Source organism: Streptomyces sp. NBC_00448 (assembly GCF_036014115.1).
Taxonomy (GTDB): Bacteria; Actinomycetota; Actinomycetes; order Streptomycetales; family Streptomycetaceae; genus Actinacidiphila.
The window spans coordinates 6,885,197-6,901,530 of record NZ_CP107913.1 but is presented as its reverse complement, the minus strand read 5'-3'; the positions used below and the strand labels follow the sequence as shown (position 1 = coordinate 6,901,530).

The window sequence follows — 16,334 nt, the reverse complement described above, 5'->3', positions numbered from 1 at the left end:
ATCATCGACAGGAACCCCATGAGCGACACTTCCTCCCCCTTCGGCTTCGAGCTCGTGCGTCGCGGATACGACCGCGGTCAGGTGGACGACCGCATCACCAAGCTCGTCGCCGACCGTGACAGTGCGTTGACCCGGATCACCGCGCTGGAGAAGCGCATCGAGGAACTGCACCTCGAAACCCAGAACGCCCAGGCCCAGGTCACCGACTCCGAGCCGTCGTACGCCGGTCTCGGCGCCCGTGTCGAGAAGATCCTCCGCCTCGCCGAGGAGGAGGCGAAGGACCTGCGCGAGGAGGCCCGCCGCGCGGCCGAGCAGCACCGCGAGCTGGCCGAGTCGGCCGCCGCGCAGGTCCGCAGCGACGCCGAGTCCTACGCCTCCGACCGCAAGGCGAAGGCCGAGGACGAGGGCTCGCGGATCGTCGACAAGGCGAAGGGCGACGCGACGCAGCTGCGCGCGGACGCGCAGAAGGACGCCTCGGCCAAGCGTGAGGAGGCCGATGCGCTGTTCGAGGAGACTCGCGCCAAGGCCGCCCAGGCCGCCGCGGACTTCGAGACCAACCTGGCCAAGCGCCGCGAGCAGTCCGAGCGGGACCTGGCGTCCCGTCAGGCGAAGGCGGAGAAGCGGCTGGCGGAGATCGAGCACCGCGCCGAGCAGCTCCGCCTGGAGGCGGAAAAGCTGCGCACCGACGCCGAGCGCCGCGCCCGCCAGACGGTGGAGACCGCGCAGCGCCAGTCCGAGGACATCGTCGCGGACGCGAACGCGAAGGCCGACCGGATTCGCAGCGAGTCCGAGCGCGAGCTGGCGGCGCTCACCAACCGCCGCGACAGCATCAACGCGCAGCTGACCAACGTGCGCGAGATGCTGGCCACGCTCACGGGTGCGGCCGTCGCCGCGGCGGGCTCCCCCGCCGACGACGAGCCGGTCTCGCGCGGCGTCCCGGCCCAGCAGTCCCGCTGACCGGCACTTCCGCGCCGGCCGGCGGCTCCGCCCCGCGGTGGTGCCACTGGCCGGCGGCTCCGCTCGCGGGCTGTGCCACTGGTCGGCGACCGGTGGAGGCACGTTTTTCCACAACCCCCGCCCCTCCTCGGGCGGGGGTTGCGCCGTCTGAAGTAGCCTCGGGCCCATGATTGAGTTGCAGGGGCTCACCAAGCGGTACGGGGACAAGACCGCAGTCGACCATTTGACCTTCACCGTGCGCCCCGGCGTGGTGACGGGCTTCCTCGGGCCGAACGGCGCGGGCAAGTCCACGACGATGCGCATGCTGCTGGGCCTGGACAACCCGACCAGCGGCAGTGTCCGGATCGACGGCAAGCACTACGCACAGCTCAGCGAACCGCTGAAGTACATCGGCGCGCTGCTGGACGCCAAGGCGATCCACGGCGGCCGCACCGCGTACAACCACCTGCTGTGCATGGCGCAGTCCAACCGCATCCCCAAGCACCGGGTGGACGAGGTGCTGGAGACGGTGGGCCTGAGCGCGGTGGCGAAGAAGCGCTCCAAGGGCTTCTCGCTCGGCATGGGCCAGCGGCTGGGCATCGCCGGGGCGCTGCTCGGCGACCCGGAGATCCTGATGTTCGACGAGCCGGTCAACGGACTGGACCCGGAGGGCATCCACTGGATCAGGAACCTGATGAAGGGCCTGGCCGCCCAGGGCCGCACGGTCTTCGTCTCCAGCCACCTGATGAGCGAGATGGCGCTGACCGCCGACCACCTGATCGTGATCGGCCGCGGCCGGCTGATGGCGGACACCTCGATGTCCGACTTCATCGAGAAGAACTCGCGGTCCTACGTCCGGCTGCGCTCTCCGCAGCAGGAGCGGTTCAAGGACGTGATGGCCAAGGCCGGTTACACCGTGGTGGAGACCGGCGACGGAGCGTTCGAGATCACCGACGGCGACGCTGCCGCGCTCGGCGAACTCGCGGCGCAGCATCAGCTGGTGCTGCACGAACTCAGCCCGCAGCGGGCGTCGTTGGAGGAAGCGTTCATGCAGCTCACCGCGGAGTCGGTGGAGTACCACGCGCATGGCCAGGTCGGCCCGGGGCCGGTCGGCGGGCCCGGGGCTCCGGTGCCGGGCAGTGCTGCCGGGCAGCAGCCCGGGGCGCCCGCGGGGCAGCCTCCGTACGGCTCCTCGCCGTACGGAGCGTCGCCGTACGGTGCCTCGCCGTACGGACCGGGGCAGGGAGTGCCGCAGGGGCAGGGCCAGGGCGCGCCGCAGGGGCAGGGCTGGCAGCAGCCGGGCCAGGGCGGTCAAGCGGCTCCGCCGCCTCCCGCCGCCCCCGAGTGGGGCGCCCAGTGGCGTGACAACGGCAAGAAGAAGGGGCACTGACCCATGGCCTCGACCTCCGCCGTCCTCCAGTCCGAGTGGACGAAGATCCGCTCGGTGCGCTCCACCGTGTGGACGCTCGCGCTGGCCTTCCTGGTCACCATCGCGCTGGGCGCGATCATCAGCGCCGTCTTCAACAGCCAGTGGAGCTCGATGTCGCCGTCCGACAAGGCGACCTTCGACCCGACGAACACCAGCTTCTTCGGCATGACCCTCGGCCAGCTCGCGCTGATCGTCTTCGGCGTGCTGGTGATCTCAAGCGAGTACAGCACCGGCATGATCCGCACCTCGCTGGCCGCGGTGCCGCAGCGCGGCCACTTCTACGCCTCGAAGGTCGCGGTCGCCGGGGTGCTCGCCCTGATCGTCGGCATGCTGACCAGCTTCCTGACCTTCTTCGTCGGGCAGGCGCTGCTCGGCTCGCACAGCGCCTCGATCGGCGATCACGGCGTGCTGCGCGCGGTGTTCGGCGCCGGGCTGTACATGACGCTGATCGTGCTGTTCTGCGTGGGCACCGCGGCGATGCTGCGCAGCCCGATGCTGGGGCTGGGCATCCTGATGCCGTTCTTCTTCCTGGTCTCGCCGATCCTCAGCGCGGTGCCGAAGGTCAAGTCGGTGGCCCGCTACTTCCCCGACCAGGCCGGACAGAAGATCATGCAGGTGGTGCCGGGCTCCGGGGACCACACGTCGTACGGCCCCTGGGGCGGTATCGGCATCATGGCGCTGTGGGTGATCGCGGTGCTCATCGGCGGCTACGTGGTGCTCAAGCAGCGCGACGCCTGAGCCCGGGTCCGCCCGCCGGTCCGCGCCTCCGACAGGACCGCCCGCACGGGCGCGTCACGACGCTTCGGGAGCACGGAACGCGTCACTCGAACGAGTGAATCCGCCGACGGGCGCGACCACCGAGAGAACCGATGCCGCGGACCGCGTCAGTAGCGCGGCGCGCGTCAGTACCGCGGTGCGTTACGGGACCGCTGCACCTTGCTGGTGCGGCGGTCCCTCGCGTTCCAGCAGGCGCGGTGCCAGTGCCGGCGGTCGTCCACCCCGGCGTACTCCCGCCAGGCCACCACGTGGCCGACGCCGGGCGGGATCTCCTGGTCGCAGCCCGGGCAGCGGTAGTGCTTCGCGGAGGCGCTGCCGGCGATCGGCCGCACCACCCACTCCTCGCCCTGCCACTCCTCGGTCCGGCCGCCGCCGACGCCCGACTCGCGCTCCTGCGCGGGCGCCGGCTTGTACGGGCGGTTACGTCGCGGCGACACGGACACCTCGCGCTCTGCCCGGCCAGGCCCCGGGCTGCACTGGTTCGACAGCGGACCGGTCCGAGCCGCCGGGGCCGAACCGTCCCTCCAGGTTACGCGTACGACCCGGGCCCGGCGGCACACCCACCCGCGGCCCGCCGCCCTCCTGACGCCCGCCCAGCGCCCTTCGGCAGCTCTTCCGCAGCCCTTCCGCAACCCGCCCGCCTCCCGGCTGCCGCCCGCTCATCGGCTGCCGAAAATCATGAAAACTCCCGGGCCAGGCCGTGCCTTTGGCACGTGCCAAGCGTTGGACGGGGAAAGAGGGAGTGCGTGATGCGCGTTGGGACGTTCGTTCTCGCGGCCCAGTTCCCCGGCCAGGGCCAGGGCGAGGCGCTGAGCCGGGCGATATCCACGGCCGACGCGGCGGAGGCTGCGGGGCTGGACTCGGTGTGGCTGGCCGAGCATCACTTCGTGCCGTACGGCGTCTGCCCGTCGGCCGTCACCCTTGCCGGGATCATGCTCGGCCGCACCTCGCGGATCGGGGTCGGCACCGCGGTGAGCGTGCTGCCCACCGTCCACCCGGTCGCGCTCGGCGAGCAGGCGGCGCTGCTGCACCTCGCCTCCGGCGGCCGCTTCACCCTCGGTGTGGGGCGCGGCGGGCCATGGGTGGACCTGGAGGTCTTCGGCACCGGACTCGACGCCTTCGAGCGCGGCTTCCCCGAATCGCTCGATCTGCTGATGCGCTGGCTGAGCGAGCCCGCCGTGGCGGCGAACGGCCCGCGGTACGCCTTCCGCGAGGTGGCGGTGGTGCCGCGGCCGGACGAACTCGACGGGCGGCCGGGCCCGCCGGTGGTGGTGGCGTGCACCTCGCCCGGGACCGTACGGGAGGCCGCCCGGCGCTGCCTGCCGATGCTGCTGGGCATGCACTGCGGCGACGACGACAAGGCGGCGATGGTCGCGATGTGGCGGCAGGCGGCGCTCGCCGCCGGGCACCCGCCGGACGTGGTCGCGGCGGCCGGCCATGTCTCCGCGGGAGTGGTGCAGGTCGCCGACACCCGCGCGGACGCCGTGGAGGTGCTGGCGAAGGCGATGCCCGGCTGGCTCCAGCAGGGCCTGTCCGCGCACCGCACCTACGACGGCAGCCCGCGTGCGATGCGCGACCCGCACGGCTACACCGAACTGCTCTGCGCCCTGCACCCGGTGGGGTCGCCGCGGCTGTGCGCCGACCGGCTGGCCGCCACCGCCGAACGCACCGGCATCACCCGCTTCGCCCTGCTCGCCGAGGGCTCCGGCGACCTCGACGCGACCATGGAGAACGTCGCCCGGCTCGGCGGCGACGTGCTCCCGGAACTGGCCTGATCCGGTGCGGAGCGCCCAGCACGGCGGCACGCCTGGTTGTGTGCGGCGCCGTTGATCGTTCATGGCCGCCGGTCCGGCCGCGGCGGGTGGGCGCGCCGACCGGCCCCGCGGACGGGCCGATCGGCGCGGCCGGCTCAGCAGTCCCGCAACTCCGGCGACTGGTTGAGCACTTGGGACCGCAACGAGGTGAACTCGTCAAAGCTGCGCTCCACCGCCGGGTCCCAGGGGAACACCGCCACCCGGTGGCAGTTCTGGAAGGCCAGCCGCACCCCGAAGTGCCGTTGCAGCGCGCCGCGTATCGCGTCGCTGGCCAGTGCGCGCAGCAGTTGGCCGCGTTCCTTCTCGCTCGGCGGCGGCACCTGGTTGTCGGCGAACTCCCCTCCGTCGACCTTCAGTTGCGCCACCAGCGAGCTGATCATCTCCCACGCGTAAGGGAGGGACGTCCGGACGCAGTCGACGAACTCCTGCTCGTCGACCTCGCCTCGCTCGGCCTGTTCGAGAAGGGCCGGTGAGACGTCGAGCGACATGGGTACTCCTCTCGTGACCACGCGTCCTGAGGGGACGGGGGTCTGCGGGCACCGCGCACGGCCGGAAGCGCCGTGCGGGAGGACGTGTTGCCCGGAGGCCGTCCCAAAGTGCGGATCGTCGGCCCCGGTACGTCAACCGTAGGCGTCACCTGCGCGGCCGCACCAGGCGGCGACACCCACAACCGGCCAATTTTCCGGGCGGGGGCGGGGTCGGATAGCGTTGCACACCATGCGCCTCGTGATCGCCCGCTGCTCCGTGGACTACGCCGGTCGGCTCTCCGCTCATCTCCCTTCCGCCACAAGGCTGTTGCTGATCAAAGCCGACGGCAGCCTGTCCGTGCACGCGGACGACCGCGCCTACAAGCCGCTGAACTGGATGTCCCCGCCGTGCTCGCTCAAGGAGGGCGACGACGGTGTGTGGACGGTCACCAACAAGGCGGGCGAACAGCTGATCATCTCGATCGAGGAGATCCTGCACGACTCGTCGCACGAACTCGGGGTCGATCCCGGTCTCATCAAGGACGGCGTCGAAGCGCACTTGCAGGAGCTGCTCGCGGATCGGATGGAGGTGCTCGGCGCCGGCTGGACCCTGATCCGGCGCGAGTACCCCACGCCGATCGGCCCGGTGGACATCCTCTGCCGCGACGGGGGCGGCGCCACGGTGGCGATCGAGATCAAGCGGCGCGGTGAGATCGACGGGGTGGAGCAGCTCACCCGCTACCTCGAACTCCTCAACCGCGACACCAGGATCGCGCCCGTGAAGGGCGTGTTCGCGGCGCAGGAGATCAAGCCGCAGGCACGCGTGCTCGCGACTGATCGCGGAATCGACTGCGTGGTGCTGGACTACGACGCGTTGCGCGGCATCCAGGACGACAAGCTCCGCCTCTTCTAGGGCCCCTGACCCGCCCGGGTGGGCGGTCCTGTCGGTTCAGGGACCACCTGCCGGTGGGCGGTTGTGGCGCCGTTCCCCGCAAGTGGTCCGCCCGGTCCGCCCGGGCTGGCCCGTCCTGTCGGTTCCCGGAACACCCGCCGGTGGGCGGTTGCTCGCGCCGTTCCTCCCCCAGAGCTTCGCCTGGGAGGTGCCCCCAGCGCCCCTGTCGGGGCTGCTCGCTGTGCGCATCCCGGGGGCGGGACGCCCTCGGCTACGGGGTCGGCGACTCGGGGGTGGCGGAGGGCGTCTCGGACTCCGTGGGCGTGTCCGGGGTGGTGGCGGGGGCGCTGGCAGTTTTGCTGGATGTGTCGGTCGGAGTATCGGTCGGGGTGCCCGTCGGGGTGTCGCTCGGCGTCGGCGACGTGGTGGGCGACTTCGAAGGGCTCGTGGGCGGCGTGGTGTGGTGTGTAGGGGGTGTGGTCGGCTTGCCGCCGCCGCCCGGGTGGCCCGCGCTTGGGGTGGTCGGGGGCGTGGTCGCGGGGGTCGTGGCCGTGGTGCCGGTGGGGGTGGTGGTGCCCGCGGGGGTGGAGTCGGTGGGGGTGGAGGTCGTTGAGGGCGAGGCGGTGGACGAGTTCGCCGGCGGGGAAGCCGTCGTGCCGTCCTGGGCCGGGGCCTGCGTGGTGTCCGGCGGGTCCTGCTGGACGGACTCGATCGGCTTGACCTGGTTGTCCGGGTGGTCGTCGCCGCCCGAGGTGGCCCCGAGGGTGACGATCGTGCCGACCACGGCGGCGATCAGGACCCCGGTGCCCGCGGCCACGAGGTTGCGGCGGGAGCCGACCACCGCGAGCTTCCGCACGCTGGGCGCGGCGTGCCCCGCGGCGGGGGCCGCGCCGGGCGCGGGCGCCTTGCTGATGAGCACGGGCGGCACGGCCTCGGGCAGCGCGAGCGTCCCGGTGGCCGCCGACTGCGGCTCGGCCGGCGCCGCCGCCGGCGGGATCTCCGGTGCGGCGCTGCCGGCCAGGTCGGTGACGAGCGCGAGGGTGCGGCGGCCCACGACCGTGCCCTGCCGGTCGGCGAGCGCCGCGCGCAGCGCGATGGACGCCTCCAGGTCGGCGCGGGCCCGGTCGAGGTGGCCCGTGCACAGCGCGAGCACCCCGAGTTCGTGCAGGAAGTACGCCTCCTCGGCGACCTCCCCCGACAGCCGCGCGGCCTCCTGGCCGATCCGCAGCGCCCGCTCCCAGGCCCCCCAGTGCAGCGCCGCGGCGAACGCGGGCGCGACCGTGCGGGCCAGCAGCACCGCGGCACTGGCGTGCCCGCCGTCACGGCAGGCCGTCATCGCCGCGATGATCGCCTCGGACTCGGCGGTGGCCCGCTCGGGCGTGACCGAGGGGTGCCCGGTCCACCAGGCGTAGTGCAGCGCCGCGGTGTGCGCCTGGACGTCGGAGAGTTCGCCGTCGACCGACAGGCTCGGGGCGAGCTGCGGTACGACCCCGGCCGCCAGCCGGAAGTGCGCGGCGACCGGCACCGCGAGCCCGACGGACGTCAACTCGCCGAGCGCCGCGTCACCGTGGGTGTCGCCGACCAGCGCGGGCAGGTGCGAGGGGTGCGGGCACTCGCCGTCGAGGGCGACCGCGAAGGCCAGCGCCTCCCGGGCGGCCTCGCTCAGCCGCGAGGCGAGCAGGTCCGCGGGCGCGGCGCTCTCCGCGAGCGAGGGCAGCGGGGCCGGTGCGGGCCGCCGTACGCCAGGGGACGGCACACCGGTGCCGGGGGCGCCCTTCTCCCACACCGAGTCCTCCCACTCCGCCGGTTCGGCCTCCTCGACCGGCGCGCGCAGCGCGTCCCGCTGCCGTAGCAGGGCGCCGGCCTGCACGAAGCGCAGCGGCAGCCCCTCGGACTCGAACCACAGGTCGGCCGCCCAGGCGGCCTCGTCCTCGGCCAGCGTCCGGCCGGCGGCAAGCTGGAGCAGGTCCAGGCTGGCGACCCGGGTGAGGCCGGCGAGGAAGACCTCCTCGACCATCGAGTCGGCGGCGGGCGCGGGCACGCCGGGCGTGGCCGACATCAGGAAGGCGCATTCCGGGGCCGCGGCGAGCAGTTCCTCCAGCGCGGCGCCGCCGAACTCCAGGTCGTCCACCACGACCACGGCGCCGATCGGGCGCAGCAGCCCGGGCAGCTCGGCGCGGGCCGGGCGGTAGCCGTCACCGGCGTAGACGACGGCGTAGAGGTCCTGCAGGACGTCGGCGACGGTGCGGTGGTAGCCGGACAGCCACAGCACGCCGTCGGGCGCGAGGTCGCCGCAGGCGTTGGCCACGGACTCCAGCAGGGCGGTGCGTCCGGCCCCGGACGGGCCGGTGACGCGTATGGAACGGCCGCGGGCCAGCAGCCGTATCAGCCGCTCCCGCTCCTCGTCGCGCTCCAGCAGCGGCAGTTCGGGGCCGGGCGGCCCCGGCGGCGGGGTGGGCCGGGCGCCGGCGCTCCGCGCGGTGCGCTCCGCCTTGGTCCGGCGCGCGGGCACCGGTGCCTCCTCGGGCGGGCAGGTGACGACCTCGGTGCCGTCGACATGGTTGATCGTGAGCAGGTAGTCCGCGGTCACCACGCGCTCGACCCTGGTGCCCGGGCCGCTGCCACCGCCCACCTCGGGGGCGAGCGGGTCGCGGGCCGGCCGGGTCACCCGCGGCACGGGCGAGGTCGCGTCGAAGAGCGACGGGGTGCTGCTCGGTCGCAGCGCGGGCAGCCGGTCGCCGTCGGCGACCGCTCCCGCGGCGAACGCGTCGAAGCTGCCGCCCGACCGGGCCCCTCCCCCGGTCCCGGCCCCGCCGGACCCGCCGAAGGCGTCGAACGACCCGGACACCCCGGAGTTCCCGGACGCCCCGAAGGTGCCGAACCCGGAGCCCGGCGCGGAGCCGCTCAGGTCGCGGTCCGCGGGGGCCAGTCCGCCCGGGCCGCTGACGTCGACGGCCGGGGCGTCGGCGAACCCGCCGCCGAACCCGTCACCGAACTCGGCGATGTCGCCGCCTCCGCTGAACGGCACGACGCCCGCGCCCGGGTCCGCCGGCTGCGCCGGGTCGACCGCGGCCGGAGCGAAGGGGTCGAAGTCGTCGGCGAGCGGGTCGTACGCGTCGAGCCCGGCACCAGGTGCCCGCTCCTCGCCCGCGTCACCCGGACCCGTGAGGTCGCCGCCCGTACCGTCGCCGCCCGCGGCGCTGCCGGCCGCTTCCGTGACCGCGTCGCCCGTACCGCCCGCGTCGTCCGCCTCGCCCTCGGCGCTCTGCTCCGTCCCGCGCAGGCTCTTCCCGCCGGTCCCGAACGCGTCGAAGCTCTCGGCGCCCTTCAGCCGCGCGACGGCTCCGGCGCCGGCCGCGAGCCCCAGCCCGTCGTCCCCGGCGGCCGGGTCCTGGAAGACCGCGGGCGTGGCGAAGGCGCCAAGGCCGAACGGCGGCTGCGCGGGCGGCTCCGGCGCGGCCGGCCACTCGCCGCGGGGCTGCTCCTGCCGCGCGCCCGGCCGCGGGGCGCCGGCCGCGAACGCGTCGAACGCCCCCGCCGGGCGCCGGCCGGCCGAACCGCCGGAGGCGCCGCCGAACGGCGACACCCCGGACGCGGCCGGTCCCGGCCGGTCCGCACGGGCGCCGTCGCCCCGCGTGAGGTCGTCACCGCGACCGGCCGCACGGCCGTCGTCGCCGTCCGGGTCCTCGACGGAGTCGAAGCGCTCGGTGTGATCCATGTCGTACGCCCCCAAGGTGCGTCACTGGTTGGGGGCCGCCACGGGCTGCCGCGGGTCCGCGCTCACGGACCGCCGCCCGGATTCCCCTACTGCGGCGTACGCGGTGGCACGCCTCCTGGCCATCGATGCGCAAACTCTAAGGGCTCGCACACCATCCATGAAGTGCCGGGGGTGCCTCACCTGCGAGAAGCGTCCGTTACGCCTTTTACGTGCGGTTGGCTGCCGCGGATTACGTTTCCGCCTCGAACGCGAGGATTCGGTGCAGCCGGGTGGCGATCAGCAGCCGCTGCATCTGTGGGGGCACACCGCGCAGCACCAGCCGGCGGCCGCCGCGGCCGGCCCGCCGGTGCGCGCCCATGATCACACCGAGGCCGGTCGCGTCCCACGAGTCGAGTTCGGTCAGGTCCAGCACCAGGTCGCCGTGCCCGGCGTCCAGCGCGGTGTGCAGGGCCGTACGGGCGTCCGCAGCGCTGCGCACGTCGAGGCGCCCCCCGACGACCAGCTCGGCGTGGTCGCCCCTGATGTGCATAGTCACTCCCGGACGGTGCTGGCATGGACACGGTGCTGGTGCGGACACGGTGCCGGCATGGATGCCGTGCGAGCGGCGTGAACGCGTCGACCCGTCAGTCCTCACACAACTGACGGTCCGTCGTATACAGAAGTTGCCGCCTGTGAGCGAACCGAGACCGAATTCACTCCTTGGAGTGACGTCGGTTAGTACGTGTAGAACCCCTGCCCGCTCTTTCGGCCCAGGTCACCCGCGTCGACCATCCGCCGCATCAGCTCCGGCGGGGCGAACTTCTCGTCCTGGGACTCGATGTAGATGTTCCCGGTGGCGTGCAGCAGGATGTCCACCCCGGTGAGGTCGGTGGTGGCGAGCGGGCCCATCGCATGCCCGAAGCCGAGCTTGCACGCGGTGTCGATGTCCTCCGCGGTGGCGACCCCGGACTCGTAGAGCTTGACCGCCTCCACCACCAGCGCGGAGATCAGCCGGGTGGTCACGAAGCCCGCCACGTCGCGGTTGACGACGATGCAGGTCTTGCCGGTGCGCTCCGCGAACTCCCTTGCCCGGGCGAGCGTGTCGTCGCTGGTCTTGTGGCCGCGGACCAGCTCGCACAGCCCCATCAGCGGCACCGGCGAGAAGAAGTGGGTGCCGACGACCCGTTCGGGGCGCTCGGTGGCCGCGGCGATCTTCGTGATCGGGATCGCGGAGGTGTTGGAGGCGAGCACCGTGTCGTCGCCGACCAGCCGGTCGAGGGTGCGGAAGATCTCCCGCTTCACCTCGACCTCCTCGAAGACCGCCTCCACCACGAGGTCGGCATCGGCCGCCGCGTCCAGGTCGGTGGTCGTGGTGATCCGGGCGAGCGCGGCCTCGGCGTCCTGCGCGGTCAGCTTCCCCTTCGCCACGAACTTGTCGTAGGACGCGGCGATTCCGCTCCGGCCGCGGGCCAGCGCCTCGTCGGTCACGTCCCGCAGAACCACCTCGTAGCCCGCCTGCGCGGACACCTGCGCGATGCCGGCGCCCATCAGTCCGGCTCCGATGACGGCGACCTTCTTCGCCACGGCACACACCTCTCCGTCGGGGTATCTGGCCCGGACCCTAACGCCCCTTCAGCACCGGGCGCAGCATGATGTCGGCCGCGTCACCGTGTGTCCTTGGTCGCACAGTTGGGGCGGCGCGGCCGGTTGGTGGCGGCACGGACCGGGCCGGGCAGGCCCTACGCTCGTCGGCATGGTCAACCTCACCCGTATCTACACCCGTACCGGCGACGACGGCACGACGGCGCTCGGCGACATGAGCCGTACGGCCAAGACCGACCCGCGGATCGGCGCGTACGCCGACGCCAACGAGGCGAACGCGGTGCTCGGGGTGGCGCTCGCGCTCGGCGATCTCGCGGAGCCGGTGGCCGCCGTCGTGACCCGGGTCCAGAACGAGCTCTTCGACGTGGGCGCGGACCTGGCCACCCCGGTGGTGCCGGACCCGAAGTACCCGCCGCTGCGGGTGGAGCAGCCCTACGTGGACCGGCTGGAGGCGGAGTGCGACCGCTTCCTCGCGGAGCTGGACAAGCTGCGCAGCTTCATCCTGCCCGGCGGCACCCCGGGCGCGGCACTGCTGCACCAGGCGACCACCGTGGTCCGCCGGGCCGAGCGCTCCACCTGGGCGGCGCTGGACGAGCACGGTGACACGATGAACCCGCTCACCGCCACCTATCTGAACCGGCTCTCCGACCTGCTCTTCATCCTCGCCCGCACCGCCAACGTCGCCCGCGGCGACGTGCTGTGGGTGCCGGGCGGTGAGCGCTGACGCGACCACCGTCGGCCACCGGCGCCGCCACGGCCGTCGTGGCGACCGTCGTAACCGCGGCCGTCCGTGATCGGGCGAGGTCTTGTCCCGGCCGCCTCCTCTGGTTTTGACTATGACCTCTGGCTTTTGACCATGCCCGGCCGAGCCACCGGGCGGCGTCACGCGAACGGAGGGGCCGGGTTGCACGAGGACATGATGGTCGGGGGGCGCTATCGGGTGCAGCGCGTGCTGGGGAACGGCGGACTCGGCGAGGTCTGGGAGGCGCTGGACGAGACCCTCCACCGGCCGGTCGCGATCAAGTTCGTCACAGGTGTCGTGCAGTACCCGGAAGCGGCCAGGCGATTCGCCCGCGAGGCCAGGACCCTCGCCTCGCTCAACCACGGCAGCATCGTCACGGTGCACGACGCCGGGACGCTCGACCACGACGGCCGGCCGCTGCCCTACCTGGTGATGGAGAAGCTGAACGGCCTCACCTGGCAGACCGCCCAGGTGGCCGCGGTCGGCGAGACCGGGGCGCGGCTGGCCGACGCCCTCGCGCATGTCCATGCGGCGAAGATCGTGCACCGGGACATCAAGCCCGCCAACATCATGATCTGCCCGGACGGACGGGCCGTGCTGATGGACTTCGGCATCGCCCGTGACGACAACTCCCTGACCCGGACGCTCACCAACACCGGTTACGGCTTCGGCACCCCCGCCTACATGGCACCGGAACAGCTCCAGGGCGAGACGGCCACGCCCGCCTCGGACGTCTACGCGCTCGGCCTCGTCCTGGTCGAGAAACTCACCGGCCAACCCGGCCCCGTCGCCCACCAGACCGACACCGGCCGCGCCGCGATCCCCGGGCACCTGATGCCGTTACTCACCCGCATGACATCGCCGTTCCCCCAGGACCGGCCGTCCGCCGCCGAGTGCGCACGGCAGTTGCGCGGGCCCGTCCCACCGCCCGCGCCGGCAGCGCCGCCGACTCTCGTACTGCGCCGGCGGCAACCCCCGAAGCTCCTCCTGCCCGTGGCTTCGGCAGCGATCTTCCTGGTCTCCGCGTTCCTGCCCGCGATGGGAGGGGGAGACGACCAGGCCGTGGTGCCGTTCTTCGCCTGGCAGTCCCGCCTGGCCCTCGAGGGCGATTACCGGAACCAGGGGGACTGGCCGGCGATCACCACCGCGCTCGTCCTCCTCGGACTGATCGCGACCCTGGTGCTGAGCGTCACGCTCAGGCCGAGCACCGGAACCCTGCCCAGAGCGGTGGGCCGCGCCGGCGCGGCGCTGACCGCGGGATGCCTTGTCTGGCAGGCGGTCGAGGGCGCCCCCTACTACGGCTCCACGTACCACCCCGCGCCCGGTAGCGGCATGTGGCTCTTCTACCTGGCGACGGCCTTGACCCTCGCCACCTACGTCTACCGCGACGTCGACACCCGCCGCACCGCCCGCACGGCTACGCCACGTTGACGCGTTGGCCGGGCGGGGCCGCCTCCAGCCAGGCGAGGAAACCCGTCAGGGCGTCGTCGCTCATCGCCAGCTCCAGCCGGACGCCTCGGTGGACGCAGCAGAGCACCACCGCGTCCGACAGCAGGGCCAGTTCCTCCGAGCCCTGGGGTTCGCGGCGGCCGGTGACCTCGATCGAGGGGCGCTCCAGCACCTGGCGCGGCCGGATCGCGTAGGAGAAGACCCGGAACCACTCCACCCGGTCACCGCTGTAGCGGGCCACTCCGTAGACCCAGCCCTTGCCGGCGGCCGACTCGGCGTCGCCGGCCGGGGCCGGGCGCAGCGAGCAGTCGAAGGTGCCGCCGGGGCGCTGGATGAGGCGCCGGCGCAGCCCGAAGAGGAAGAGACCGAGCAGCGCTGCCACCAGGACCGCGCCGCCCACTTCGAAAGCGAGGATCACGTCCACCGACCTCCTCGCCTCGAATGAGTTGCCGCCCTTGCTGTGCCGGTGCCGCGGACCGCCCCTGCGGGCGGTCCGCGGCACCGTGGTCCTGCTGGTACTACGTCCTGCGGTCAAACGTCCTTCAGCGTGCGCCCGCCGCGGCGGCGAGCCGCACCTCCGCCCGGCGCTCGGCACCGGCGTCGTCCTCGGACTTGGAGCGCTGCAGTGCCCGCTCCGCCCGGTCGACGTCGATCTCGTCGGCGAGTTCGGCGATCTCCGCGAGGACGGAGAGCTTGTTGTCCGCGAAGGAGATGAACCCGCCGTGCACGGCGGCGATGACGGTGCCGCCGTCGCTGGTCCTGATGGTGATCGGACCGGACTGGAGCACCCCGAGCAGCGGCTCGTGGTTGGCCATGATGCCGATGTCACCCGACTTGGTACGGGCGACGACCAGGTTGGCCTCGCCGGACCAGACGTTGCGGTCCGCGGCGACCAGCTCGACGTGAAGATCGGCCAAGACGGCTCCTCGGGTTGGCACCCACCGCCTGCGGAGGATGCGTAGGACACAGAATAAGGGGTGCGACCGGAAGGCTGGTCCGAGGACCCCCTGCGGAGTCCACCGGATCGCCCCCCGGTCGCGTGGGCCTGGCGGCCCGGGTGGTGCGAGGCGTCAGCTCACGCCCAGCTTCTTGGCGTTGGCCTTGAGGTCCTCCAGGCCACCGCACATGAAGAACGCCTGCTCCGGGAAGTGGTCGAACTCACCATCGGCGATCGCGTTGAACGCCGTGATGGACTCGTCCAGCGACACGTCCGAGCCGTCCACACCGGTGAACTGCTTCGCCGCGTGGGTGTTCTGCGACAGGAAGCGCTCGATCCGGCGGGCACGGAAGACGGTGAGCTTGTCCTCCTCGCCGAGCTCGTCGATACCGAGGATGGAGATGATGTCCTGGAGGTCCTTGTACTTCTGCAGGATTCCCTTGACGCGCGAGGCGCAGTCGTAGTGCTCCTGCGTGATGTAGCGCGGGTCCAGGATGCGCGAGGTGGAGTCCAGCGGGTCCACCGCGGGGTAGATGCCCTTCTCCGAGATCGGCCGCGAGAGCACGGTCGTCGCGTCGAGGTGGGCGAAGGTGGTGGCCGGGGCCGGGTCGGTCAGGTCGTCCGCGGGGACGTAGATCGCCTGCATCGAGGTGATCGAGTGACCACGGGTCGAGGTGATCCGCTCCTGGAGCTGGCCCATCTCGTCCGCCAGGTTCGGCTGGTAACCCACCGCGGAGGGCATCCGGCCGAGCAGCGTGGAGACCTCGGAGCCGGCCTGGGTGAACCGGAAGATGTTGTCGATGAAGAACAGCACGTCCTGGCCCTGCACATCGCGGAAGTACTCCGCCATGGTCAGACCGGCCAGCGCGACCCGCAGCCGGGTGCCCGGCGGCTCGTCCATCTGACCGAAGACCAGCGCGGTCTGCGGCAGCACGCCGGACTCTTCCATCTCCGCGATCAGGTCGTTGCCCTCACGGGTGCGCTCGCCGACGCCGGCGAACACGGAAACGCCCTCGTGCAGCTTCGCCACACGCATGATCATTTCCTGGATGAGCACGGTCTTGCCGACGCCCGCGCCGCCGAACAGGCCGATCTTGCCGCCCTTGACGTACGGGGTGAGCAGGTCGACGACCTTCAGGCCGGTCTCGAACATCTCGGTCTTCGACTCGAGGTCGTCGAACTTCGGCGCCTTGCGGTGGATCGCCCAGCGCTCGGTGACCTCGGACTCGGCCGCCGGCTCGTTGAGGATCTGGCCGAGGGTGTTGAAGACGCGGCCCTTGGTGACGTCGCCGACCGGCACGGTGATGCCGTTGCCGGTGTCGGTCACCGGGGCCTGGCGGACCAGGCCGTCGGTGGGCTGCATGGAGATCGCGCGGACCAGGCCGTCGCCGAGGTGCTGCGCGACTTCGAGGGTCAGCGTCTTCTTCGCGCCCGCCTCGGCGTAGTCGTCGACCTCGACGTGGAGGGCGTTGTAGATCTCCGGCATGGCGTCGACGGGGAACTCCACGTCGACGACCGGGCCGATGACCCGGGCTACGCGGCCGGCGGCCACGCCGGCCGTGGGTGCCGTTTCAGCAGTGGTGGTCATAGTG

Annotated in this window: 15 protein-coding genes; 7 read left to right on the top strand and 8 right to left on the bottom strand. The window is 72.7% G+C overall.

Annotated features, from left to right (window positions below; all coding sequences use genetic code 11):
• Positions 1-18: 18 nt before the first annotated feature.
• The 3 genes from OG370_RS29840 (at position 19) to OG370_RS29830 (ending at position 3,103) form a co-directional block, all read left to right on the top strand.
• On the top strand, positions 19-957 hold the full coding sequence (locus OG370_RS29840) for a cellulose-binding protein (RefSeq protein ID WP_328469654.1): 939 nt from the start codon (positions 19-21) through the stop codon (positions 955-957).
• A gap of 166 nt (positions 958-1,123) precedes the next feature.
• Complete coding sequence (locus OG370_RS29835; RefSeq protein WP_328469651.1) at positions 1,124-2,326, top strand: ABC transporter ATP-binding protein; 1,203 nt, start codon at positions 1,124-1,126, stop codon at positions 2,324-2,326.
• 3 nt (positions 2,327-2,329) lie between these two features.
• Positions 2,330-3,103: an ABC transporter permease gene (locus OG370_RS29830; RefSeq protein ID WP_328469649.1), complete on the top strand. Its 774-nt coding sequence runs from the start codon at positions 2,330-2,332 to the stop codon at positions 3,101-3,103.
• A 164-nt stretch (positions 3,104-3,267) separates the two neighbouring features.
• Here OG370_RS29830 and OG370_RS29825 read toward each other — a convergent pair whose 3' ends face one another.
• Positions 3,268-3,579 (bottom strand): ATP/GTP-binding protein, encoded by a 312-nt coding sequence (locus OG370_RS29825; RefSeq protein WP_328469647.1) that lies wholly within the window; start codon positions 3,577-3,579, stop codon positions 3,268-3,270.
• A gap of 312 nt (positions 3,580-3,891) precedes the next feature.
• On the opposite strand from OG370_RS29825, the gene OG370_RS29820 reads away from it, so the two are divergent.
• Positions 3,892-4,917 carry an LLM class flavin-dependent oxidoreductase gene (locus tag OG370_RS29820; RefSeq protein WP_328469646.1) on the top strand — a complete coding sequence of 342 codons (1,026 nt, stop codon included), beginning with the start codon at positions 3,892-3,894 and terminating at the stop codon, positions 4,915-4,917.
• 134 nt (positions 4,918-5,051) lie between these two features.
• Here OG370_RS29820 and OG370_RS29815 read toward each other — a convergent pair whose 3' ends face one another.
• Positions 5,052-5,444 carry an SCO5389 family protein gene (locus OG370_RS29815; RefSeq protein ID WP_328469644.1) on the bottom strand — a complete coding sequence of 131 codons (393 nt, stop codon included), beginning with the start codon at positions 5,442-5,444 and terminating at the stop codon, positions 5,052-5,054.
• 229 nt (positions 5,445-5,673) lie between these two features.
• Here OG370_RS29815 and nucS point away from each other — a divergent pair, with 229 nt between their 5' ends.
• The gene (gene nucS / locus OG370_RS29810) at positions 5,674-6,336 is read left to right on the top strand and encodes an endonuclease NucS (protein ID WP_328469642.1); all 663 of its coding nucleotides are present in this window, start codon (positions 5,674-5,676) and stop codon (positions 6,334-6,336) included.
• 250 nt (positions 6,337-6,586) lie between these two features.
• Here nucS and OG370_RS29805 read toward each other — a convergent pair whose 3' ends face one another.
• From OG370_RS29805 to OG370_RS29795, 3 genes are all read right to left on the bottom strand, one after another.
• Positions 6,587-10,033 (bottom strand): hypothetical protein, encoded by a 3,447-nt coding sequence (locus tag OG370_RS29805; protein ID WP_328469640.1) that lies wholly within the window; start codon positions 10,031-10,033, stop codon positions 6,587-6,589.
• Between the two features lie 229 nt (positions 10,034-10,262).
• A complete protein-coding gene (locus OG370_RS29800) occupies positions 10,263-10,562 on the bottom strand; it encodes an STAS domain-containing protein (protein WP_328474524.1) in 300 nt (99 codons plus the stop codon).
• A 185-nt stretch (positions 10,563-10,747) separates the two neighbouring features.
• Positions 10,748-11,596 (bottom strand): 3-hydroxyacyl-CoA dehydrogenase family protein, encoded by an 849-nt coding sequence (locus tag OG370_RS29795; protein WP_328469638.1) that lies wholly within the window; start codon positions 11,594-11,596, stop codon positions 10,748-10,750.
• Between the two features lie 169 nt (positions 11,597-11,765).
• Between OG370_RS29795 and OG370_RS29790 the strand changes: the two genes are divergently transcribed.
• Positions 11,766-12,338 (top strand): cob(I)yrinic acid a,c-diamide adenosyltransferase, encoded by a 573-nt coding sequence (locus OG370_RS29790; RefSeq protein ID WP_328469636.1) that lies wholly within the window; start codon positions 11,766-11,768, stop codon positions 12,336-12,338.
• Positions 12,339-12,518: 180 nt separating this feature from the next.
• Complete coding sequence (locus OG370_RS29785) at positions 12,519-13,787, top strand: serine/threonine-protein kinase (protein WP_328469634.1); 1,269 nt, start codon at positions 12,519-12,521, stop codon at positions 13,785-13,787.
• On the opposite strand, the gene OG370_RS29780 is transcribed toward OG370_RS29785, so the two are convergent.
• From OG370_RS29780 to atpD, 3 genes are all read right to left on the bottom strand, one after another.
• Positions 13,774-14,223, bottom strand: coding sequence for a DUF2550 domain-containing protein (locus tag OG370_RS29780; RefSeq protein WP_328469632.1), 450 nt, complete (start codon positions 14,221-14,223; stop codon positions 13,774-13,776). The two genes, OG370_RS29785 and OG370_RS29780, sit on opposite strands and share 14 nt — an antisense overlap.
• Before the next feature lie 124 nt (positions 14,224-14,347).
• Positions 14,348-14,722, bottom strand: coding sequence for a F0F1 ATP synthase subunit epsilon (locus OG370_RS29775; protein WP_328469630.1), 375 nt, complete (start codon positions 14,720-14,722; stop codon positions 14,348-14,350).
• Positions 14,723-14,875: 153 nt separating this feature from the next.
• Positions 14,876-16,330 carry a F0F1 ATP synthase subunit beta gene (atpD, locus tag OG370_RS29770; RefSeq protein WP_328469628.1) on the bottom strand — a complete coding sequence of 485 codons (1,455 nt, stop codon included), beginning with the start codon at positions 16,328-16,330 and terminating at the stop codon, positions 14,876-14,878.
• Positions 16,331-16,334: the final 4 nt, after the last annotated feature.

Excerpts from the sequence above, each read along its gene's own strand:
- OG370_RS29840 (WP_328469654.1), top strand. The coding sequence starts at position 19 with ATGAGCGACACTTCCTCCCCCTTCGGCTTCGAGCTCGTGCGTCGCGGA.
- OG370_RS29835 (WP_328469651.1), top strand. The coding sequence starts at position 1,124 with ATGATTGAGTTGCAGGGGCTCACCAAGCGGTACGGGGACAAGACCGCA.
- OG370_RS29830 (WP_328469649.1), top strand. The coding sequence starts at position 2,330 with ATGGCCTCGACCTCCGCCGTCCTCCAGTCCGAGTGGACGAAGATCCGC.
- OG370_RS29820 (WP_328469646.1), top strand. The coding sequence starts at position 3,892 with ATGCGCGTTGGGACGTTCGTTCTCGCGGCCCAGTTCCCCGGCCAGGGC.
- OG370_RS29815 (WP_328469644.1), bottom strand. The coding sequence starts at position 5,444 with ATGTCGCTCGACGTCTCACCGGCCCTTCTCGAACAGGCCGAGCGAGGC.
- nucS (WP_328469642.1), top strand. The coding sequence starts at position 5,674 with ATGCGCCTCGTGATCGCCCGCTGCTCCGTGGACTACGCCGGTCGGCTC.
- OG370_RS29805 (WP_328469640.1), bottom strand. The coding sequence starts at position 10,033 with ATGGATCACACCGAGCGCTTCGACTCCGTCGAGGACCCGGACGGCGAC.
- OG370_RS29800 (WP_328474524.1), bottom strand. The coding sequence starts at position 10,562 with ATGCACATCAGGGGCGACCACGCCGAGCTGGTCGTCGGGGGGCGCCTC.
- OG370_RS29790 (WP_328469636.1), top strand. The coding sequence starts at position 11,766 with ATGGTCAACCTCACCCGTATCTACACCCGTACCGGCGACGACGGCACG.
- atpD (WP_328469628.1), bottom strand. The coding sequence starts at position 16,330 with ATGACCACCACTGCTGAAACGGCACCCACGGCCGGCGTGGCCGCCGGC.